General features: G+C 33.1%; 24 protein-coding genes. 15 read left to right on the top strand and 9 right to left on the bottom strand.

Going from position 1 to position 22,459, the window contains the following annotated elements; all coding sequences use genetic code 11:
• Positions 1–18: 18 nt before the first annotated feature.
• Complete coding sequence (locus ACS5L2_RS00555) at positions 19–1,053, bottom strand: tetratricopeptide repeat protein (RefSeq protein ID WP_459201823.1); 1,035 nt, start codon at positions 1,051–1,053, stop codon at positions 19–21.
• 131 nt (positions 1,054–1,184) lie between these two features.
• Positions 1,185–2,327: a TraB/GumN family protein gene (locus ACS5L2_RS00560; RefSeq protein WP_459201824.1), complete on the bottom strand. Its 1,143-nt coding sequence runs from the start codon at positions 2,325–2,327 to the stop codon at positions 1,185–1,187.
• A 75-nt stretch (positions 2,328–2,402) separates the two neighbouring features.
• On the opposite strand from ACS5L2_RS00560, the gene ACS5L2_RS00565 reads away from it, so the two are divergent.
• From ACS5L2_RS00565 to ACS5L2_RS00580, 4 genes are read left to right on the top strand one after another with little or no spacing between them, the layout of a single operon-like run.
• Complete coding sequence (locus ACS5L2_RS00565; protein ID WP_459201825.1) at positions 2,403–2,864, top strand: CBS domain-containing protein; 462 nt, start codon at positions 2,403–2,405, stop codon at positions 2,862–2,864.
• A gap of 12 nt (positions 2,865–2,876) precedes the next feature.
• Positions 2,877–3,854 (top strand): beta-ribofuranosylaminobenzene 5'-phosphate synthase, encoded by a 978-nt coding sequence (locus ACS5L2_RS00570; RefSeq protein ID WP_459201826.1) that lies wholly within the window; start codon positions 2,877–2,879, stop codon positions 3,852–3,854.
• Positions 3,855–3,895: 41 nt separating this feature from the next.
• Complete coding sequence (gene hisI, locus ACS5L2_RS00575) at positions 3,896–4,282, top strand: phosphoribosyl-AMP cyclohydrolase (RefSeq protein ID WP_459201827.1); 387 nt, start codon at positions 3,896–3,898, stop codon at positions 4,280–4,282.
• 60 nt (positions 4,283–4,342) lie between these two features.
• Positions 4,343–6,235, top strand: a complete 1,893-nt coding sequence (locus tag ACS5L2_RS00580; protein WP_459201828.1) for a PINc/VapC family ATPase — start codon at positions 4,343–4,345, stop codon at positions 6,233–6,235.
• A gap of 1 nt (position 6,236) precedes the next feature.
• On the opposite strand, the gene purE is transcribed toward ACS5L2_RS00580, so the two are convergent.
• Entirely contained in the window at positions 6,237–6,713 is a 477-nt protein-coding gene (gene purE, locus ACS5L2_RS00585) for a 5-(carboxyamino)imidazole ribonucleotide mutase (protein ID WP_459201829.1), read from the bottom strand.
• A 203-nt stretch (positions 6,714–6,916) separates the two neighbouring features.
• On the opposite strand from purE, the gene ACS5L2_RS00590 reads away from it, so the two are divergent.
• The 6 genes from ACS5L2_RS00590 to ACS5L2_RS00615 all read left to right on the top strand — a co-directional run bounded on the left by ACS5L2_RS00590 (position 6,917) and on the right by ACS5L2_RS00615 (position 12,804).
• Positions 6,917–7,336, top strand: coding sequence for a nucleoside-diphosphate kinase (locus ACS5L2_RS00590; protein ID WP_459201830.1), 420 nt, complete (start codon positions 6,917–6,919; stop codon positions 7,334–7,336).
• Positions 7,337–7,585: 249 nt separating this feature from the next.
• Positions 7,586–9,382: a translation initiation factor IF-2 gene (gene infB / locus ACS5L2_RS00595; RefSeq protein ID WP_459201831.1), complete on the top strand. Its 1,797-nt coding sequence runs from the start codon at positions 7,586–7,588 to the stop codon at positions 9,380–9,382.
• A gap of 134 nt (positions 9,383–9,516) precedes the next feature.
• Positions 9,517–10,977: a DHH family phosphoesterase gene (locus tag ACS5L2_RS00600; protein ID WP_459201832.1), complete on the top strand. Its 1,461-nt coding sequence runs from the start codon at positions 9,517–9,519 to the stop codon at positions 10,975–10,977.
• An 11-nt stretch (positions 10,978–10,988) separates the two neighbouring features.
• Complete coding sequence (locus ACS5L2_RS00605; protein WP_459201833.1) at positions 10,989–11,219, top strand: DUF504 domain-containing protein; 231 nt, start codon at positions 10,989–10,991, stop codon at positions 11,217–11,219.
• Positions 11,220–11,224: 5 nt separating this feature from the next.
• The gene (locus tag ACS5L2_RS00610; RefSeq protein WP_459201834.1) at positions 11,225–12,019 is read left to right on the top strand and encodes a CBS domain-containing ParB/RepB/Spo0J family partition protein; all 795 of its coding nucleotides are present in this window, start codon (positions 11,225–11,227) and stop codon (positions 12,017–12,019) included.
• A 44-nt stretch (positions 12,020–12,063) separates the two neighbouring features.
• The gene (locus ACS5L2_RS00615) at positions 12,064–12,804 is read left to right on the top strand and encodes a heparan-alpha-glucosaminide N-acetyltransferase (protein ID WP_459201835.1); all 741 of its coding nucleotides are present in this window, start codon (positions 12,064–12,066) and stop codon (positions 12,802–12,804) included.
• Positions 12,805–12,827: 23 nt separating this feature from the next.
• Here ACS5L2_RS00615 and hypD read toward each other — a convergent pair whose 3' ends face one another.
• On the bottom strand, positions 12,828–13,910 hold the full coding sequence (gene hypD, locus ACS5L2_RS00620; RefSeq protein WP_459201836.1) for a hydrogenase formation protein HypD: 1,083 nt from the start codon (positions 13,908–13,910) through the stop codon (positions 12,828–12,830).
• A gap of 183 nt (positions 13,911–14,093) precedes the next feature.
• Between hypD and ACS5L2_RS00625 the strand changes: the two genes are divergently transcribed.
• The gene (locus tag ACS5L2_RS00625; RefSeq protein WP_459201837.1) at positions 14,094–14,474 is read left to right on the top strand and encodes a nascent polypeptide-associated complex protein; all 381 of its coding nucleotides are present in this window, start codon (positions 14,094–14,096) and stop codon (positions 14,472–14,474) included.
• A gap of 64 nt (positions 14,475–14,538) precedes the next feature.
• Positions 14,539–15,882 (top strand): AIR synthase-related protein, encoded by a 1,344-nt coding sequence (locus ACS5L2_RS00630; protein ID WP_459201838.1) that lies wholly within the window; start codon positions 14,539–14,541, stop codon positions 15,880–15,882.
• Here ACS5L2_RS00630 and ACS5L2_RS00635 read toward each other — a convergent pair.
• Positions 15,879–16,064, bottom strand: coding sequence for a hypothetical protein (locus tag ACS5L2_RS00635; RefSeq protein ID WP_459201839.1), 186 nt, complete (start codon positions 16,062–16,064; stop codon positions 15,879–15,881). The two genes, ACS5L2_RS00630 and ACS5L2_RS00635, sit on opposite strands and share 4 nt — an antisense overlap.
• An 11-nt stretch (positions 16,065–16,075) precedes the next feature.
• Positions 16,076–17,002 carry an aldolase gene (locus tag ACS5L2_RS00640; protein ID WP_459201840.1) on the bottom strand — a complete coding sequence of 309 codons (927 nt, stop codon included), beginning with the start codon at positions 17,000–17,002 and terminating at the stop codon, positions 16,076–16,078.
• A gap of 237 nt (positions 17,003–17,239) precedes the next feature.
• On the opposite strand from ACS5L2_RS00640, the gene ACS5L2_RS00645 reads away from it, so the two are divergent.
• A complete protein-coding gene (locus ACS5L2_RS00645) occupies positions 17,240–18,145 on the top strand; it encodes a homoserine kinase (protein ID WP_459201841.1) in 906 nt (301 codons plus the stop codon).
• A gap of 23 nt (positions 18,146–18,168) precedes the next feature.
• Here the strand turns inward: ACS5L2_RS00645 and ACS5L2_RS00650 are convergent, their stop codons facing one another.
• Complete coding sequence (locus ACS5L2_RS00650; protein WP_459201842.1) at positions 18,169–19,257, bottom strand: 60S ribosomal export protein NMD3; 1,089 nt, start codon at positions 19,255–19,257, stop codon at positions 18,169–18,171.
• Positions 19,258–19,313: 56 nt separating this feature from the next.
• A complete protein-coding gene (locus ACS5L2_RS00655; protein WP_459201843.1) occupies positions 19,314–19,730 on the bottom strand; it encodes a translation initiation factor IF-2 subunit beta in 417 nt (138 codons plus the stop codon).
• Between the two features lie 227 nt (positions 19,731–19,957).
• Between ACS5L2_RS00655 and ACS5L2_RS00660 the strand changes: the two genes are divergently transcribed.
• The gene (locus tag ACS5L2_RS00660) at positions 19,958–20,542 is read left to right on the top strand and encodes a 50S ribosomal protein L15e (protein WP_459201844.1); all 585 of its coding nucleotides are present in this window, start codon (positions 19,958–19,960) and stop codon (positions 20,540–20,542) included.
• Positions 20,543–21,435: 893 nt separating this feature from the next.
• Here ACS5L2_RS00660 and ACS5L2_RS00665 read toward each other — a convergent pair.
• Positions 21,436–21,987, bottom strand: coding sequence for a hypothetical protein (locus tag ACS5L2_RS00665; RefSeq protein WP_459201845.1), 552 nt, complete (start codon positions 21,985–21,987; stop codon positions 21,436–21,438).
• Positions 21,988–22,208: 221 nt separating this feature from the next.
• Between ACS5L2_RS00665 and ACS5L2_RS00670 the strand changes: the two genes are divergently transcribed.
• On the top strand, positions 22,209–22,436 hold the full coding sequence (locus ACS5L2_RS00670; RefSeq protein ID WP_459201846.1) for a hypothetical protein: 228 nt from the start codon (positions 22,209–22,211) through the stop codon (positions 22,434–22,436).
• The last annotated feature ends 23 nt before the right edge of the window (positions 22,437–22,459 follow it).

The following is a 22,459-nucleotide window of genomic DNA, read 5'->3' on the forward strand; positions in this document are numbered from 1 at the left end:
AATAAATTAAAAAAAGAATTAAATTAATTTTTCTACAATATCCATATTTTCTTTAGCGTTTTCATTTTCGGGGTCAATTTCAAGGGCTTTTTTATAACAATAGATCGATGATTCATAATCTTTCAATCCGACATACGAATTTCCTTTTAAAATCCAGGTATCTGGGTTTCTTGGTTCTAATTGAATTGCTAAATCAAAATTGGATATTGCACCAACGTAATTTTTCATATTATCAAGGCAGATTCCTTTATCAACTAAAACATCTGCATTTGATGGGTTTATTTCTAATGCATCATCATATTGGTCTATCGCATCATCATAGTTTTCCATATCTCGATATGCATTTGCTTTGTAATAAACTGGATATTCACTTTCAGAGTCGATATTTTTTGCTTTATCAAAACATTCTATCGCATCATCATAGTTTTGCAGTTTTAAAAGCGCTTTTCCTTTTCCAAGTAATGCATTATCCATTTTTTCATTAATTGAAAGAGCTTTATTGTATGAATCGATGGATTCGTCATAGTTTCCAAGTTTAAACTGTACTTCCCCTTTGTTATACCATACTTCTGAATTGTTAGCATCAATTGAAATGGATTTATCAAAACATTCAATAGCTTCTGAGTACCTGTAGAGGTTACTTAGTGTAATTCCTTTATTATTCCATGTTTTTGAGTTTTCGGGATTGATTTTTAAGGAGTTATCGTACATTTCAAGGGCTTTTTGGTAATTTCCAGTTTTTGAAAGAACCATTCCCATACCGTTAAAAGCTTCTGAGTTTTTCGGGTCAATTATAAGAGCTTTATTAAAACATTCGGTTGCTTCACCGTATATTCCAAGTTTTAAAAGTGAATTTCCCTTGTTTACCCATATTTCAGTAGATTTTGGGTTTTCCAAAAGTGCAAGGTTGTATTCGGATATTGCGTCAACATAATTTCCTTGACTGTACAGTTCAAGACCTTTATCGTTATAAGATTTTGATTTTTGGCCGCCTATGCACCCAGATACTATAAGCAATAAAATTACGGTCAAAATAACGACAATTTTTCGCATACCTACTCACCACTCCGAGGATTTGAGCGTTAATTGAGTTTTTATATATTAATGCCAAAATAAATAGTTTTGTTATTGTATTTTTGGAAAATCTATTAAAAAACGAGAGTTACGAAAAAATTATAATATCTTTATAAAAATCTCGGCACAAAATAAAATGTTCCAATTGCACTTCCAAGGTTTGCAAGCGCGGCAACTAAAAGAACCCGCATCGCCTGATTTTCCATTAATTCTTTAAAGCTTTCCGTATTCATCATTTTTCCAATGTCGTTAAAGGAAACATCTCTAAATTTAAGCTCAACTAATCCTGCAACGTATCCTGCACCAATTACTGGAATTAATGACGTGATTGGAGCAGCTAAAAACGCTGCAATCATCGTTTGAAGTTTACCCCGTGCTATAAGAACACCCAATGATGAAAGACAGCCATTTACAAGAACCCACTCGATTGTGAGGCTTTTTAATGCTTCAAGATTTGATGACACGCTGTAAAATCCGTATAATATGATTAATAGAATTGCAATCGAAATTACTTTACCTAATACATTTGACTTTTTTTTTATTTCCATTAAAGATTTTAAGTCGATGTCTTCCCCAGATTCCATCTGTTTGAGGTAATTTTTAATTCCCGGAACGTGTCCAGCACCAACTACTGCAACGATATTTTCTTTTCCTTTGCTTGCTTCAAAGAGGTTTTTTGCCATGTATTTATCTCTTTCATCAACAAGAGTTTCGTAAATTGAAGGAGAAATATCCTTTAAAAGTAAAATTAAATCATCAGCATTTGAAACCATGTCGTTAACTGCTTTTTCATCTAATTCGATGTTTTGTTCTGTTAATAAGCCTACTAAAAAGTCAAACTTCTCTTTAAACGTCATTTTATTAATTGTTCTTGATAGTGTAATATTAATTGGTCTATCAATTAGTGAAATTGGTTTTCCGTATTGTATCGCAAGGTCGGTGGCTTTTTTCATTTCACTTCCAGGTTTTATCCCGAATTGTTCCCCGATATTTTTCTGGAAGTTTGCTAAAATAGTGTGAACTATGTAAATTCCTACTTTTCCCTGTTTTATGACTGATTTTAAATCCACGTCATTTTTTTTATTTTGAAACATGGCTGCAAATCGGTCTTTATCCAATTCAATAGCTATCAATTCAGGATTTGTTTCTATAATGGAGTTTTCTACTTCCATAACGCTATCGTCAGATACGTGAGCAGTTCCTACCAATCTGATGTTGCATTCAGTAACGCCATTGTTAACCCTTATATACATTTTACCACCAATATATCTATCAGCTATATCAATTATGGATTATATATATTTGTTGATAAATAATCTGGTGGAAGAATGATTTTTGTAAGAGACGTAATGAAAAGGCCAATTACCTTGAATAAAGATGATAATATCGAACAGGCAATCTTAACATTTAGGAAAAATAAGATAAGTGGTGCACCTGTTGTTGAAGGCGAAAAAATTGTTGGAATTATCTCTGAAAGTGATATAATTAAAGCTTTAACTTCACATGACGAGAGATTTAGATTAGTACTTCCATCTCCTTTTGATTTGATTGAATTACCGTTAAAAACAGCGATAAAAATTGAAGAATTTAGGGGAGACGTAGAAAACGCACTTAAAACAGAAGTTTTCGAAGCGATGATTGAAAAGGTGGTTACCGTATCACCCGAAACTCCGATAACTGAAGCTGCCGAAATAATGGTAAAAAACAAAGTAAAACGGTTACCAGTTGTTGAAGACGAAAAATTAGTTGGAATTATAACAAGGGGCGACTTGATAGAGGCAATGATTTAAGGGTGAAGTTTAATGAAGTTGAATTCTCCTTCCAGAATACATATGGGATTAATTGATTTAAATGGCGAACTTGGAAGGGTTGATGGTGGAGTAGGTGTTGCTCTGGATTACCCTAATTTTCAGATTGAAGGAAAAGAAAGTAGCGAGATAGAAATAGATTTCAAAATTAAAATTGACGAAAAAGACAGAGAAAATTTGGAATTAAGAATTAAAAATGCTGCGAAAAATGTTCTTGACAGTATTGGAAAAGAAGGAATAAGTTTAAAAGTAAATGAAGCAATTTTATCCCATTCTGGACTTGGAAGTGGAACTCAGGTGTCGCTTTCTACAGGAAAAATTACCTCATTAGTTTACGGTGTAGATTTAAGTGCAGAAACAATAGCAAGAATTACTGGAAGAGGCGGAACTTCAGGAATTGGGGTTGCAGCTTTTGAACATGGTGGTTTTATCGTTGATGGGGGGCATTCGTTTGGTGAAGGAAAAGATAAAATTGATTTCAGACCTTCTTCAGCATCAAAGAATGTAAAACCCTCTCCAGTATTATTCAGGCATAATTTTGACTGGGATATTGTTTTAACAATTCCAAAAGGAGAACAGGTCTGTGGAGATAGGGAAGTTGACATATTTAGAAAATTCTGCCCAGTTCCATCAGAAGACGTTCAAAAAATATGCAGGCTCGTTTTGATGAAAATGATGCCGGCAGTTGTTGAAAAAGACTTTGATTCGTTTGGAATGGCAGTAAATGAACTTCAAAATCTTGGATTTAAACGTGCAGAAGTTGGACTTCAAAAACAAAGTTTAAAAAACTTGTTATCAAAGCTTCAAGACGTTTCATACAGCGGAATTTCAAGTTTTGGACCAACAATTTATTCATTAGGGAATAAAGATGTGATAACTGAAATTTCAAACGAAATTTTCGATGAATTCGGAATTGAAGGCGAAATTATATCTACAAAAGCAAATAATTCCGGTTTTGAGATAATCAACTAATTATTAACCAAATAATTAATGGTCAAACCACTGTGAAACTCATGGAATATACAAAAGAAATTATAAGAAACATGAATTTAAAATTTAGAAATATCGATGGAAAGAAGCTTTTGTTAGCAATTTCAACCGATAAAGCCGGGAATGTTTTAATGACTGCATTTATGAGCGAAGAGTCTTTAGAAAAATCAATTGAAACAGGATACATGCATTACTACTCTACAAGCCGGGATAAAATATGGCAAAAAGGCGAAGAAAGTGGAAATGTGCAAAAAATAATCGATATTTTCAGGGACTGTGATGGGGATGCACTCCTGTTCACAGTTGAACAGACTGGATGGGCATGTCATGAAGGTTATATGTCCTGTTTCCATAATAAAATTGATTTAAATACTGGAAAATCTACTGTTGTTGGAAATAAATTAGATTAATACTTAATTTAAATTATTTTTTAAAATTTAAATATTTTTTATCGTTTTTATGGTGAGACCATGTCTGTCAAAGAGTTTAATCAAAATTTAAATGAAAATAAGAAGTTTAACGACTGTATAATTACCGTAGATACCTGTGTGGTTATTGACGGCAGGATTACTGAATTAATACTCGATGGAACAATCGAAAAGTGTAAAATAATTGTTCCAGAAGCAGTAATTTCAGAATTAGAAGCGCAAGCAAATAAAGGTAGAGAAATCGGGTATTTTGGAATCGAGGAATTAAAAAAACTAGTGAATGTTGCAAAAGAAAACGAAATAGTAGTTGAATATTACGGGGAACGGCCTTCAATTGGTGAGGTTTCGCTTGCAAGGGCCGGGGAAATAGATGCAATGATTAGAAAAGTTGCAAAAGATACAGATTCAATACTTTTTACAAGCGATAAAATCCAGTACAGTCTGGCAGTTGCACAAAATATCAATGCACATTTCTTAAAAGTTCAGGAAGAAAAGGTAGATTTAAAATTGATTGGATATTTTGATGAATTTACAAGTTCAGTTCACTTAAAAGAAAACTGTTTACCTTACGTTAAAAAAGGAAGACCCGGAAAAGTTAAATTAATTCCATTTGCAGATGAAATTTTAGATAGAACTGAAATGAAAGTAATAATTGACAATATTTTAAAATATACTGAGCAAAATCACGGACTAATTGAAATCGAAAGAAGAGGAGCTACAGTAATCCAGCTTGGAAACTTGAGGATTTCGATTGCAAGACCCCCATTTTCAGAGGCTTTAGAAGTTACTGCAGTAAGGCCAATTACTAAAGTGTCTTTGGAAGACTACAACCTTTCCGAGGATTTAAAAGTACGATTAGACAGTGCAGAAGGAGTTTTTGTTTCAGGAGCTCCTGGAAGCGGTAAATCCACGTTTGTTTCAGCACTTGCTGAAAGATACAAAAATATGGATAAAATCGTAAAAACAATGGAAAGTCCAAGAGATTTGCAAGTTGGGGCGGAAATAACTCAGTACGCGCCACTTGAAGGGAGCATGGAAAAAACATGCGATATTTTGCTTTTAGTAAGGCCAGACTACACGATATACGATGAAGTTCGTAAAACAAAGGATTTTGAGATATTTGCAGACATGAGGATGGCTGGAGTTGGAATGGTTGGTGTAGTCCACGCTTCAAAAGCGATAGATTCAATTCAAAGGCTTATTGGAAGGGTAGAACTTGGAATAATCCCTCAAATTGTAGATACTGTAATTTTTATTGAAAATGGTAAGATTGGAAAGGTCTACGAAGTAGAATTTAATGTTAAAGTGCCACACGGAATGAAAGAAGCGGACCTTGCAAGACCCGTAATTGAAGTAGTCGACTTTTTGACAAAAACTCCAGAATACGAGATATATACTTACGGGGAGCAGGTCGTTGTAATGCCGATAAAAGAAACGGCAGAGACCAAAAGTCCGGTTTTAAGATATGCAGAAGAAAAAATTTCGGAAGTTTTGAAAAAACACCTTCCAAAAAAATCAAGGCCAGATATTAAAGTTGTAAACAACGATACTGTTGAAGTAAAAGTTTTGGAAAAGTTCATTCCTGCGATAATTGGAAAAGGCGGAAAGGAAATCTCAAAACTCGAAGAAATAACGGGTTTGCGAATAAGTGTCAGGGAAAAGGACGAATTTGTTGAGAATGAAAACGAATTTGAAACTTACGAGTTTATAAACGACTACGAAAGTACAAAACTTACTCAAACCGGAAAACACGTTATCGTTGAACTTGGTGAGGACTATATCGGTGCAAATATTAAGATTTACATCGAAGGGGAATACGCATGTTCTGCAACGGTCAGTTCAAACGGTACTGTAAATATCAGTAAAAAAACTGCAATCGGAAAAGATTTGGCAAACGCAATGAAAAAAGGAAAGGATATTTACGTAGAATTTTAATTTATTTTTTAAAAAGTGCGGAAACTTCTGCATCATCTGAAAATATTTTTTGTTTTTGTTTTTCCCTAAATTCAGATAATTTTTTTTCAATTTTTTCATCAGAAATGGATAGCATTTCAGCGGCCAATATTGCGGCATTTTCTCCCCTATCGATTCCAACGCAAGCTGCAGGAATTCCTGGTGGCATCTGAACAGCGCTTAGCAATGCATCAAGTCCATCCAATTTACTTTCAACAGGAACTGCAATAACTGGTTTTGTAGTCATTGCCGCAACAACTCCGGGTAAGTGTGCCGCAAGTCCTGCAATTGCAATAAATACTTTTGATTTTGAATTTTTAACAATTTCTTCGACTAATTCTGGAGTCCTGTGTGCTGAAGCCACTTTTACTTCATAATCAATTTCAAATTCTTTTAAAATAGAAACTGCCTTTTCTGCAATCTTTACATCACTTTTGCTGCCCATAATTATTGTTATCATTTTGTCACCTGTAATTTTATGTATACTTTTAAAGAACTCTATTTTATGGTTTTTACATAACGTGTTTTTATCAGTTATTTAAATATTTTATAAATTTAAAATTTAGAATTTAAAGTTTTAATTTAATCTTGATATACATAGTTTAATTACAATCAAAATAAATATTATTTTAAGACGTATTTTAAAATTAAACAGGGGATACTATGGTGTGCGGAAACGAAGTAGAAAGAACATTTGTAGCTTTAAAACCTGATACTGTTTCAAGAAAGCTTGTTGGAAGGGTAATTCAAAGGTTTGAAGACCGGGGCTTTGAAATCGTTGAAATGAGAATGTTAACCCTTACAAAAGAAATGGCGGAAGAATATTACGGCGAACACAAAGGAAAAGAGTTTTATGATAGATTGATTAATTTTATGACTTCTGGACGGATAGTTGCGATGACTATAGAAGGTGAGAGGGCAGTTTCAACAGTTAGAAAAATGCTTGGAAATACCTGCCCTTGTGAAGCAGAATCTGGAACAATTAGAGGTGATTTTGGACTTTACACTCCAGCAAATATCATTCACGCATCTGACAGTTTAGAAAGTGCAAAACGCGAAATAAACTTATTTTTTAAAAAGTAATTTTAAATACTTTAATTTTTATTTTAAGTTGGATGGTTGATTTATTAGATTTATAAAATATGTTGAAATCTAAAAAAGATGGATGTAACTCGATTTAATATTCGATTGTAAATTTATTCACTTTTTAATTCATGGCAGATGTTCGTAAACTATATAATATGTAGACTACTAATTTCTGTTTCAGATTTTTATTAATTTCATGTTTTGTATTTGGGAAACAAATTTTAATTAACGTTAACTGGTGGTTTTATGGCATTAAGATGTCCGATTGTTAGTGTTCTTGGTCACGTTGATCACGGAAAAACTTCTCTTCTCGATAAAATACGGAGTACGAGAGTTACCCAAAGAGAAGCTGGGGGGATTACCCAGCATATTGGTGCAAGCGAGATACCAATAAATATCATAAAAAAAGTTTCAAAGGACCTTTTGGGATTATTTAAGGCAGATTTAACTATTCCTGGAATTTTAGTTATTGATACGCCAGGGCACGAAGCATTTACTTCTTTAAGAAAAAGAGGGGGTGCTTTAGCAGATATTGCAATACTTGTTGTTGATATGAATGAAGGATTTAAACCCCAAACAATTGAGGCAATAAATATTTTAAAACAGTGCAAAACTCCTTTTGTAGTTGCTGCAAATAAATTGGATAGAGTTCCAGGCTGGAATTCAAAAGAAGGACCGTTTATTTTAAATTTTAACGAAAAAAACCAGCACCCAAATGCAATGACTGAATTTGAAATAAGACTTTATGAAAACGTCATAAAGTACCTAAATGAACTTGGATTTGATGCAGATTTGTTTTCAAGAGTTAAGGATACAACAAAAACGATAAATGTAGTTCCAGTATCTGCAATGACTGGTGAAGGAATTCCAGATTTACTCGTTATTATTTCTGGATTAGCACAGAAATTCTTAGAACAAAAATTGGCTTTAAATGTTGAAGGTTATGCTAAAGGTACTGTTTTGGAACTAAAAGAAGAAAAAGGGCTTGGAAAAACCATTGACGCAATAATTTACGATGGAATTGCAAAAACTGGTGATTTTTTAGTTGTTGGAAATCCTGAGGGCGTTCTTGTGACGAAAATCAAAGCGCTTTTAAAACCAAAAGAACTCGATGAAATGAGGGATCCAAAGGATAAATTTAAACCTTCAAAACAGATTTCTGCGGCAACAGGTGTTAAAATATCTGCACCAGATTTGGATAATGTTATTGCGGGAAGCCCTTTAAGGATTGTTCCAAAAGAGAAAGTAGATGAAGCAAAAGAAGAAGTTCTTGAAGAAGTCGAGGAATTTACCATTTTAACGGATGATGAAGGAATTATCATCAAAGCGGATACAATGGGATCCCTTGAAGCGCTTGCAAATGAACTTAAAAAAGTAAAAGCTAAAATTAAAAAGGCGGAAGTTGGAGATATATCTAAAAAGGATGTTATCGAAGCTTCTTCATACGCTTCAACGAATCCTTTAAACGGGCTTATAATTTCGTTTAACACGAAAGTGCTCGCGGATGCAAAGGCGGAAATTGAAAAATCAGACGTTAAATTACTCGAAGGAAAAATTATCTATAAATTAGTCGAAGAATATGAAGAATGGCTAAAAGAAGTAGAAGAATCGATGAAATCTGATGAAATAAACAGGTTAACAAGACCTGCAATGATTAAAATTCTTCCAAACTGTATTTTCAGGCAGAAAGAACCTGCAGTATGTGGTGTTGAAGTATTATATGGTACTTTGAAAATTGGAAGCCCATTAATGTCTGAAGATGGAAAAAAACTTGGATACGTTAAGGAAATGAGGGACAAACAGCAGGAAAATATAAAAGAAGCAAAAGTTGGTATGCAAGTCCCAGTTTCAATTGACGGAAATATCGTTCTTGGCAGGAATGCAAAAGAAAACGATATACTATATGTCGAAGTGCCAGAACCTGAGGCAAGGAAGTTGCACCACGAATTTAAGGACGAATTGAGGGGCGATGAAAAAGAAGCCCTTTCAAGATACATGGAATTAAAACAAAAGATTGAAAATAATATATTTTGGGGAATGTAGTCCATTAAACATCATTTATACAAATGACGAAACATTATCAATATATACCCATTACGTTAAATGTAGTTATGGATTATTATTCGGAATTTTCAAATTTAACTTAACTTAATAATTTTCTCTTCCGGAGGCATAATATGATTTTGGTCATAGGCTATGGTTCTTTAGGGCGTAAAGTTGTAAATAACGCCAAAAATATTGATAAAGTAACCGTGATAGATAAAAATGAGGCTGTTTTTGAATCTCTTGAAAACGGGGATTTTAACTATGTAATCGGTGATGCTTCCGAATCAGATGTTTTAGAAAGAGCTAAGGTAAAGGATGCAGATACTATTTTAGTTCTTACAAACGATTACGAAATAAACCGGAAAATTGTTGAAATAATTACTGTAGTAAATTCAAAGGCGTATATTATTGTAAGGGGCATAATAAAATACCCTGAACTCTACAACGGTTTGGATATAAACAAGGTAATTTATCCTCTCGAAAGTGCTGCAAAAGATGCAGTATATGAAATAGAAAAATCAAAATTGAGGAGAAAATTATCCGAATTAAAAGAAGTTGCAAACAATGCTAAAAGGTCTTTTAATGAACACTTCTCTGAAAAAGAGGATGAAACACAGGAAATTCACAAGGCTCCTTTTTTAATATTAATGCACAGAAACCCGGACCCTGATGCGATGGCAAGTGCAATGGCATTGAAAACCATTTTTGATAAATGGGGCGTTTCTTCAGAGATTGCTTACGGCGGAAAAATAGGTTATGACGAAAATAAGGCCATGGTAAATTTACTCAGCATAAAATTAAACCCGATAGATGAAATAAACCTGTCAAGATACTGTTCAGTTGCAGTAGTCGATTCTTCAAGTTCTAAAACACTTCCAACTGATGTCGAAAGTTCGAAATTAGCCGTGATAATTGACCACCACAATGACAGTGATATTGTTGCAGGATACATGGATATAAGACCTGAAATAGGTGCAACAGCCACTATTTTAACAAAATATTTACTTGAACTCGATATTGCTCCAAACAGGGATTTGGCAACTGCCCTATACTACGCAATAACGTCTGATACAAACTATTTTAAAAGAAAAACCTCCAAAAAAGATTTCGATGCGGCAAGCTATTTACAGGGTTTGATGGACCCAAAAGTTTTAGAAATGATTGAAAATCCAGATATGGATACAGAAACCATGGAAATCCTTGGAAAAGCAATAATGAATAGAAAGATTATAAAAGGAAATCTTGCACTCTCGTATGTTGGAACCGTGAAAAATAGGGATGCCTTGCCAAGAGCTGCAGAGTTTTTGCTTAAAATGGAAGGGATAAATACAACATATATCTTTGGAATCGCAGAAAATGAAATCCACATAAGTTCAAGGACGAAAGATTTGAGAATCGATGTTGGAAATATCATGAAAACTGCGTTTGGAGGCGGGGGCCACCAATCTTCAGCAGCGGCAAGCGTGGAACTTGGCATCTTCCAATCAGTTTCAGATAAGAATTCCTTAAGGAAACTTGTAGAAGAAGCAATCCAGGCAAAAATATTCGAAACAATGGGTATCGAAGAAGAAGAACCTGCAGGACAGGATTAATACCTGATAAAATGCTAAAAGAACTTATAAACAAGTTGTTGTGGCATCCAAACTATAATCCTGAAGATTATATTATAACATACCTTCACAGGGGCGTAGAAAACGACAAAAAATCAGTCCCTTTGAAAAACGTTGTTATTGAAGACTCTTTTCTTGTTTTTGATGAAACGCACATCCCGTTTCACAGGATTTTGGAAATTGAAAATTTAAAGACTGGAGAAATACTTTACAAAAAAAGGTAGAAATCATGGTATATGTAGAAGAGTACATGACAAAAAAAGTTCATTCTATAACTCCCGATGCTACGGTTTCAGACATAATAACGCTTGTAAAAGAAACTACCCACGATACATTTCCAGTTGTAGTTAATTCAAAAGTTAAAGGTATCGTTTCAGTTCACGACCTTATTGGAAAGAATGAATCTGTTAAAGTAAGCGAATTCATGACTTCAAGGGAAGATATGATTGTTACAAAGCCAAACACTAACATAATGGATGTTGGAAGGATAATGTTTAGAACAGGATTTTCAAAACTTCCAGTAGTCGATGAAAATAATAATATTCTTGGAATTATTACAAATACCGATGTAATAAGGTCACAAATTGAAAAAACTACTCCAAAAAAGCTCAAAAAAATTGTAAATTCGTATGTAAATTTGGGCTACGATGTAAATACAAGGCGGGAAACTATTCAAATTGATGATTTGATACCTACGCAAGCAACAGTTTATGAAGATGAGCTTTATGGAAGGGCTTATGAATTAAAACGGGGACTTGCTGAACCGATAATTGTTATAAAGACCAATAACAATAGAAAATACATTTTAGTCGATGGTCACCATAGGGCAGTGGCAGCATACCTTTCGAATATAAAAGAACTTGAAGCGCATGTTTTGGAAATAAATACTGATAAAAAAATGGGTATTGAGAAAACTGCAGAAAAACAAGGTTTGAAATGTTTAAAAGATATTAAAATACTTGATGAAGAAAAAATGAATTGTAGTAGCGCTTACAAACTCAAAACAAGCATTCTTGAGTTATAACTATTCAATAACAATCATCATTTTTAAAATGGATGTTTAAAACCATGCAAAAAACCGGCCGATTTTTAGAAATCGATTTTTTCAGGGGGATTGCGATAATATTAATGGTTGTTTCGAATTTTGTAACTGATTTAAAATATTTTTTGGGATACTCTGAAAATCTAGTATTTTGGAGTATTTTTGCTCTTTTTGTTGCATCCAGTTTTGTATTTATTTCGGGAGTTTCTTTTAACATCAGCTTTTCAAAAAAAGTTGTTTCTAAAAATTTAAATTATAGGTCGTATTTAATTCGTTTTTTAAAACTTTATTTACTTGCAGTAGTTATAACTGCTGTTACTGCATATTTTTTAACTTCTGGAACAATATATTTTGGAATAATGCACTTTTTGGCGATTTCAGGTATTTTAGGGATTTTATTCTACCGTTTTAAAAAATTAAATCTATTTTTTGCTATTATTTTTTTGATAGTTGGATTATTACTCAATAGAACTGCAATAGATATTTCATATTTACTCCCATTTGGAATAAGGCCTGCTAACTTTTACACGCTTGATTATTTTCCAATTTTTCCGTGGTTTGGAATTTATCTACTTGGAATGAGTTTTTCAGAAAAATATTACAAAAACGGAGTTTCAAAATATTCATTTGAAATTTTTAAAAACAAAATTTTTAATAAAATCTGTTATCTTGGACAAAACACGCTTTTTATTTACATAATCCACCAGCCAATCTTGGTTGGACTTTTAATTTTAAAATACGGAATATTTTCAAAAATAGCGCTGTAAAAAATAAAAACGAATTGTTGTATTTATCTAAATTTATTGTATTTATAAAATATTCTACAGGTTCCTTCGTCAGAAACCATGCAGCTTCCAACTGGATTCATTGGATCGCAGGTTTTTCCAAATAGTTTGCATTCATTTGGAAGTTTTTCTCCCCTTAAAATTTCACTGCAAATACATGCTTTATTTATTGATTCTTTAATGTCAGGAATATCTATATTTTCATGAACATCGTATTTTTTGAATTCTTCTCTTAATTTCATGCCACCATCTTTGATAACTGGAAAGCCTCTCCATGCAACGTCTGATGGTTCGAAAACTCTATTCATAATTTTTTGTGCAATAACGTTTCCTTCTTCTTTAACTCCACGGGTGTACTCATTTTCAACTTTAGCTTCCCCTTTTACGAGCTGTTTTAATATCATTACAAGAGAAGCCATTACGTCGATTGGTTCAAATCCTGCAACGACCATCGGTGCGTGGTACGTTTCACATGGGCCGTAGTATGGTTTTAAGCCGGTAATCGTTGAAACGTGGCCAGGACATATAAATCCATCCAAGTTAAGTGAGGTTCCACCACCGAGTAAAAATCCCATTACTGGGGGGGTCTGCCTGTGCGAATTTAAGATATAGAAATTTTCAGGTTTATTTAATAATTCAGCAGCAGTTGTTGGTGCAGTAGTTTCAAATCCTATTGCAACAAAAATTACCTTTTCATCCTGTTTTTTTGCGAGTTTTACTGCATCTCCAATTCCATAAACAATTTTTACGTCTGCACCTTCTGATTGGAGTTGCATTAATGATTTGTTACTTCCCGGAACTCTGTACATGTCTCCAAGGGTTGCAATTGTGTAGCCCCGTTCTGCAAGATACATTGCTTCATCGATTTCTTTCTGGGTTGTAACACACACAGGACATCCCGGTCCCGGAACTACGGTGATATTATCAGGTAAAACATCTCTTATTCCATATTTACAAATGGTATGTTCGTGTGAACCACAAACGTGCATTATTTTTACTTCATCCAGTTTTTCAGAGAGTTTTTGGATTGTCTGAATGGATTTCTTAATTAATTCTTTATCATTGATGTTCATGAGTTTTGCATCCATATTATTCCTCTTCTGATTAAGATACCAAAATTAGGATAAAATACTATATAAAAATAGCATAGTGAATTTTTCTAAAAAAAGCTAAAAATTCGTGAATGCCACGAAATATTATATATATTTTTATACCATGTTGCCAAATTATAGTTATTCTAAACATATTCGAACTTATTATGAGGTGTTTTTATGTTTCCTGGCGGAGGAAAGTTCAATCCAAGAATGATGAAACAAATGCAGAAAATGATGAAAGACTTTGGAATGGATTCTGAGGACTTAAAAGCTGTTAAGGTTACAATCGAACTCGAAGACAAAATTTTAGTCTTTGAAAAGCCAAAAGTTCAGGTAATGGACATGCTTGGAACAAAAACATATTCAGTTACCGGAAAAGCTAAAAAATTAGAAAAAAAAGAAGAAAAAATTGAAGACGTTGAAGTAAAAGTTGAAGTAACTGAAGAAGACATTGAAATGGTTTCAAGCCAATGCGGGGTTTCAAAAGAAGAAGCTAAAAAAGCATTGGAAGACGTGAACGGGGATTTAGCCGAAGCAATTTTAAAACTTGGAAATTAAATTGATTTTTTTTAATTTTTTAAACAGTTATTTATTTTTTTATTTTTTCTAAACCGGTGAAAGAATGGATATCGAAAGGTATGTAAGAAAGTGTCTTAAAAAAGGCATTTCAGAGTCTAAAATTGTTGAAGACGGTTTTAAAAAAGTTATTGAAGTCAAAGACACTGATGAAGGATGGGCAAGAAGATTTGTCGAAGCAGTAGTCGAAGAAGTAAAAACAACTGAAAAATTCCGTGAATCAGAAGATAAAAATTTAAAATATTTACTTGAATGCCCCGAATCAGGAATTACAATGGGAAAAATGGGCGTTGGAAGCCGAGGAGAAGGCGATTTTTTTGTTCACCGCGAAATTGCGAGAATTATTGAAAGTACAAATCAAGAAACTGAAGTTGACAGTACTGAACAGGATGATGCAGGTGTTGTAAAAGCAAATGCAGAACACGTTGTAGTCGCGGTTGACGGAACACACTCAAGATTAAGTGATTTTCCATTTATTGCAGGATTTCACGTTGCAAGGGCTGCTTTAAGAGACGTTTATGTAATGGGTGCAGATGCAGTTGCAGTTATAAGTGATATTCACCTCGCAGACGATGGAGACGTTTCAAAAATATTTGATTACACTGCAGGAATCTGCGCAGTTTCTGAAGCTGTAAATGTGCCTCTTGTTGCAGGAAGTACCCTCAGAGTTGGCGGCGATATGGTTTTAGGGGACAGGATGGTCAGTGCTGTTGGTGCAATAGGTGTGATTAAAAAAGGAGAACCAACTGCAAGAAAAAGGGCCGAAGCTGGAGATGTAATTTTAATGACTGAAGGAAGCGGTGGAGGAACGATTTCAACGACTGCTCTTTACTACGGAATGTTTGATGTAATAAAAGAAACGATAAACGTGGATTTTTTAACCTCTTGTAAGAATTTGATTGAAAAAGACCTTTTAAAACACATTCACGTGATGACTGACGTTACAAATGGTGGTTTAAGGGGAGATGCATTCGAGATTACAAATACTGCAAAAGTTTCACTTGAAATATACAAGGAAAAAGTCTATGAACTCGTAAACCCGAAAGTTCTTGAAATGCTCGAAAAATTAAACATTGACCCGCTTGGAGTTTCAATTGACAGCCTTTTAATAATTGTTCCAGGAGACAAGGCCGGAGAAATAATGGAAGAAACCGGTGCTAAACAGATTGGGGTAGTTAAAAAAGGTGATGTTAGTTATTTAATTGATAAAAACGGTGAAAAAGAGCTTTTAATTCCAAAATTCCGGGAAGCTGCATACACGCCAGTTAAAAAAGTGGTCGGGGAACAAAAACCTGACAACTTTGAAGAAATGAAAGAAAAAGTTAGAAAAACATGTGACATGGCAATAGAAAAGAAAGATTTTATCGTAAAAGAAATGTTTAAAGATTAATCGGTCTTTATATTAAGTTCTTTTATTAATTTTCCTATTTTTGAAGGGTCTACAATATTTATATCTACATTTTTATTTTTTATCGAAATTTCGACTGTTTTTTGGTTTTCAACAGACAGCTGAATTCCAACTCCTTTTTTTTCAAGGGTATCGATAAGTCCAAGTACCATTTCCATATCCATAGTATCACCTTTTAAGATTTTCTTTCGTTGTATGTATTTAAGGCTTCTGAAACGGTTTTTCCTTCAATTGTTATTGCATAGATTGCATTACACATCGAAATTGCATCAGACAATGATTTCTGGTGGATATTTCGACCAGTAGCATTTCCAGAAGCTCCACTTATGTGAATCTGTTCATAGAGCTGTTTTAAGAATGTTTCAATATCTGTACTTGATCCGCCTGCACAGACAACTTTAGTTCTTCCAGCAGCCATGACAGCTTCTTTAAATGATTCTACAGGATTTTCTGACTTTGGATAATTTACTTTTACAAAATCTGCTCCAAGACACGACGCAACACCCGTAGCTCCAGCAATTAGATGCGGGTCTTTTTCATATATTATGGCTTTTCCCCGAGGGTAAATCCAGAGTATTACAACGAGTCCCCCTTTATGGGCTTCATAAATTATTTTTGAAGCTTCAGAAAGCATTTCGGATTCATAATCACTTCCAAGGTAGATTGTATACCCAACTCCAACTATGTTAACTCCGGAATTTTTCTTAAATTCTAAAATATCGCTAATATTTAAAAGTGAGTGACTTACAGGGTCTTTTTGGTTCGTGTCTACAAGATTCGTTTTTGAATTTAATTTTACAATGTAATTTATGTCTTTATAGTCGCGGCCGTATCGTGATAGCAGCCCAAACTGAACTGCAAAACCGCCAATATTTGAATTTTTAGCAATTTTAAATAAATGTTCGGGGTTAGAATCATCTTTTGAAATATCTTTCCCGTAAAAATCTTCATTTAAGTGTTCAATTTTTTGGTCTCCTGCAAAAAGCATCAGATTACCCGTATTTCTTGTAAGATTCAGGTAATTTTTTATATACTCGTCATGCATCGATTCTGGAGTTTCCAGAGGAATTATTATATCGTTACGGGTTATTTTTTTAACCACTTATCTTCCCCTCTTTATTTTTTAACTAACTATAATAGTACTTTCTTTTTTTAATTTAAAATAGTTTAGATTTGTCAGACATAAGGTGTCTTTGTACAATACCGTAATCCAGTTAAATTTTCAATAACACCTTTTATTAATTTAAAAAGATTAAAATTCAGAGTAGCATTTTTATATCTATTTTTACTTATGTTTAATTAAGTATTGAGCAATATTCAGGATTATTTTGGTGATATTATGGAAAAAGTAAAAGTGTGTTCTCCAGGAACTTCTGCAAATCTCGGGCCAGGGTATGATATTTTCGGGCTTGCTCTTTCAAAGCCATACGATATAGTAGAAGTTAAAAAAACAAAAAGCGGAATTACAATCTCTGTTGAAGGGGAAAAAGCAGAAGAAATACCTACAAACGTGGATGAAAATACCGCGGGAGTAGTTGCTAAAAAGATGATGGAAGATTTTAAAATTGATTCAGGAATACATATCCACATAATTAAAGGAATAAAGCCGGGAAGCGGTCTTGGAAGCAGTTCTGCATCCTGTGCAGGGATTGCGTTTGCATTAAACGAACTTTTTGAACTTGGATTATCAAAATTAGAACTTGTTAAATATTCTTCGCTTGGAGAAGCAGTTGCAGCAGGAGCTCCTCACGCAGACAATGTAGCACCTGCAATTTTTGGGGGATTTACCCTTACAACAAGCTACGAGCCCCTTGAAGTACTTAACATTCCTGTAGACCTTGAAGTATTAATTGCACTTCCAAACATTCAGGTAAGTACGAAAACCGCAAGAGAAATACTTCCAAAAGAAATCCCGATAAAAGATATGGTAAACAACGTCGGAAAAGCTGCAGGAATGGTTTATGCATTATACAACAACGATTTAGAACTTTTTGGAAGATACATGTCGAAAGACTGCGTTGTTGAACCATGCAGAGCTAATTTAATTGATGGATATGATGAAGTTAAAGAAAAAGTAAAAGATTTAGTCTATGGTATAACGATCAGTGGTTCAGGACCTGCAATTATTACAATACCTAAAAAAGAACACGTAATTGATATCGAAAATATATTTAAGGAAGTCTGGAACTGTCCGGTTTACTACACGAAAGTGGGACTCGGATGTTACGTTGAAGAAATTGAATAATTTAAAAATAAAAAATTTTTTATTTATTCTATAATTTCTAAAATCCTGTTAATTTCTTCGTTTTTAAATATTCTTATTTTATTTCCTTCTTTTACATTTTCAATCGTATTATTATACTCGTAAATCTCGTAATTTGAATCGTCCATTGCAGTTATCGTGTCAGGTGTAATTGAAATAACTGTTGCTGTTTCGCAATCTTCTCCCTTTTTAATTAATTTTGCAGATTTATCGATTTCATTCCATGCAATTGAAATTTTATCCCCAAGTTCAACAGGTTCAAGGTAAACTCTCACTTCATTCAACGAAGAAACGACATACAGTTTTTCATTATATTCTAAAATATCTCCGAGTTTAAATTCTGGAATTCTAACTGCAACCGTAATTCTATACTGGTCTTTTCCAGTATCTTTATCTACTCCAACGAGTTTTGCAGTTTCAATTGATTTTCCACCGTATTTTGCTTTTATGGCTGATGCGATGTTTCTTATTGCACCCATTGAACCCATCTGGTAGTCGAGACCTTCTTTTTGAGGAATATATTTTGAGATAAATGCCATCCTGTCTTTATTAAGTCGTTTTTCAGCTTCATCTCTAACGAAGTCGTCCAACTCTATCCTTTCTTTGTCATTTAAAAACCGGTTCATGGCCCTAACTTGCAATGTTCCTTCGTAGTAGTTTGACATGCATCTCGAACATCTTGGGCACTGCACCATATCAAGATAAACTGTGATATGTCTTTCTTCATCTCTATCGTTATCTTCCCCAACAAGCCGTCCTTCTGCAAAAACAACAACCGGAATTTCTACACGTGATCTTTTTCCTCCGGGAAGCTGTCGTGGCTCTTGCGGGATTATTTCTACATCAATGCTTTTATTTGCCTTTTTTAAATTATCTTTAACCCCAAAATATGCAATTTCTTCCATTACTTCGTATGTTTCCCTTTTTTGAGGGTCTTGCCAGAGTTTTCTTTTATATGATCCGCACATGTGACAGACTTCAACGTGGATTTCGTTATCGAGTTCAATAAGCGGATTCATATGAGTATAACAGATTTTACAGAGACCATCAAGAAGTTCGCCTTCATGACCGCAGCGGTAGCAGAATCCTTTCATAATATCACCAAAAATGTAAAATTCGTTAATTAAGTAAAAAAGAAGAAAAAGAGTACTTATAATGTTTTAACTGGTTTCATTGCACCACAAGCTGTACATTTCAAGAAGTGTATTCTTCCTTCTTTTACGATTTTTGTGTCCGGTTTTCCACATTCTGGACAGAGTACGTATTCGTTTACGTAGTTTTGGATTTTTTCGTTTACCATTCTCCATCCAAATTTACCCTGCAAGATTAATCTAACACCTTCCATGTCTCCCGCAGTACCTAATTCTTTCATTACGTATTTTGCAAATTCTTGTGGGTCTCTTTCCATGAATTTTGCAATATCTTTAAAGTTTTTAATAATAGTCCTGTTTCCTTCTACAAAACTGTCTGCAGATGGAATTTCAAACCTTACGTCTCTGAATACTTCTTCTGGAAGTTGTTCTCGCGCTCTTGTCAATAAACTGTTGTAATCGAAGTAGTCGACCATGTTTTCACCAAATTTAAATTAGAAACTAATATTAATAAAAAAGTGTACAAGTTCTAAACTTGTTCTCTATTCCATTGTTTATATACTTGCCGTTAAATTAATATAGTTGTCACGATACATGATGTTAAGACTAGGTTATACTAGTAGTTTAGTGACGGGTGAATTCCCGTAGGGCATGTAGCATTAAGCTGAACCCATAAACAGAAATCGACGAAACAAGTGATACCATGAGTATGTACAACTACGTGAAAGAAGCATGGAAAGTACCTGCTAACTCATACGTTAAAGAGTTACAATGGTCAAGAATGCAAGACTGGAGAAAAGAACCTTCAGTATTAAGAATTGAAAGACCTACAAGAATTGATAGGGCTAGAAACTTAGGATACAAAGCAAAACAAGGAATTGTTGTTGTAAGAGTTAGTGTTAGAAGAGGAGGTTTAAGAAAACCAAGACCAAAACACTCCAAAAAACCTTCAACATTAGGTATCAACAAAATTACAATGGCAAAATCCATTCAAAGAATTGCTGAAGAAAGAGCAGCTAAAAAATACCCTAACATGGAAGTATTAAACTCCTACTGGGTAGGACAAGATGGAAAACAAAAATGGTACGAAGTAATCTTAGCTGATCCATGCCACCCATCAATCAAAAGCGACAAATCCTACAACTGGCTCTGCAAAGGAACCCACAAAGGTAGAGCAACCAGAGGTTTAACATCAGCTGGTAAAAAAGGAAGAGGATTAATGTACAAAGGAAAAGGTGCTGAAAAAGCAAGACCAAGTGTCAGAGCTAACGGCAAAAAAACGAAATAATTAAATTTCCTTTAGTTTAATTCTTTTAAATAAATTTTCTTTTTTTATTTTTTTAGTTTTTCAGATTATTTTAAAAATTTCAAAGTTTATTTTGAAACGAAGTTTCAATCCCCATTTAAAAAAGCATGTAAAAATCGTGTGGGAAAGTAATTTGTGAAATAAATACTTCACATTTAAAGTCAACCCAAATAATTTATCCAAAGATATTTAGTATCCCCAATTAAATCCAACGGTTTTTTGGTGTTCCCACACGTATTCTGTATATAATACTCCCTGTATTAATATTCACTATATTTTAACATATGACAAATTATATATCATAAGTATATTAAACGCTGTTAAAGTGGTTATTTCGTTAAAATTTCTTAAAAAAAGTTTATTTTTTAAAAATATGTATTATACCCGTTACAGTAAATGAAATAACCGCTAAAATAATAATTAAAGCTATAAGTTTTATAAAAATGTCTGTGAAAACAGCGGTGCTTGACGAATACATTATTCACCCAATTGATATGTAGATAATTAAATTTACCGCGATAGAATTTTAAATAGGTTTTCAATTTTAAATGTTGTTCTCTTGATTTTTAGCATGTAAATTCCATATTTAAATATTAAAATATTTAATCGCAACTAAATAGACTAAATAGAAACAGATAAAAACTGTGTCTAATAATATTACTAATGTACCAAATTAGCTTAATAAGTAGCTAAACTTATTTTACCAAATCTAAGAATTAACACTCTATAAAGTACTATTGAATTATTGACACGTGATTTAGTCTATAAATACCACCACTCTCCGATTTAAACCTAACTGGCCTTAAGGTTTAAAATCTAATAATCTAACCCGAACTTTTTTTATTTTTTTAACAAGTTTAAAAAAAGGTTCAGAATTACATTTCAAACATCGCAATTATCGAACCAAACACTTCTGGTAAAATCCAACTTGCATTATTTTTAAGGTACTTTAATGCATCTGTTACATTTGACCTGTTAATTATTTCATTTGAAAGTTCTTTTTCAATCATTCGAACGTTTTTAATGATTTCAAACCTGTTTTCTGGATTTTTATCATTAATTTTATCGTAAACTTTTTTAAATGGCAGTATCGTGATTAAATGTTCACTTCCCATTCCAAATATAATATCATTATCATGTATTACAGGCTCGAATTCAGGAAATTTGTTTTTAAAATGTTTTGAATTTTCGATAAATGCTATTCCACTTTTAGACAGCCTTACGATGTAAAAAATGCCAACTGTCGTGTGAACTCTCGACTTGATTTCTATATACCCAATTGAGTTTAAATTTTTAAATATTATATCAAGATTCTGGTCGTCAGGTTCTATATATTTAAAATCCTTTCTTTGAAGGCTTATATTCCCGTTCCGGTATTCTAAATACATTTTTTCTAAAATAGCGTTTTGAAGTTCATTCATATCCATTTTCACACCAATTTAAATTTCCCAAACAATAGTTATGTCCCAATTTATCTATTTTCAAAAATATATTTAAAAATGTTGATTTTATTAAATATTAAATTAAAGTATTATGGTATTTAGTTATCTAAAATATTAATAGCAAGATTATAGAATTAAATCGCAAACAAGATATATCATATAAATAATATAAGTTTGAAGTTTAAAATTGGGACAAAAGGGTTAAAATGGATATTGAATCTCAAATAAAACGATATTTTAAAAAAGATATTTCTTACATGCTGTTTATTGTTATTGCAGTGATGTTTTCAATTCTTACGAGTTTAACCGTATTTCACGTACTCGGATTTAAAAGTCAGTTTCTAATTGAATTATTTCACGACCTTACAATTTTATTAGGCTTTTTCATAGTGGTTTCAATAATTGGAATTGTGGTTTTAGAATTCATTTTTTAAAAAATTAGGGAAAATCAGAACTT

This window comes from Methanococcus mangrovi (genome assembly GCF_054506835.1).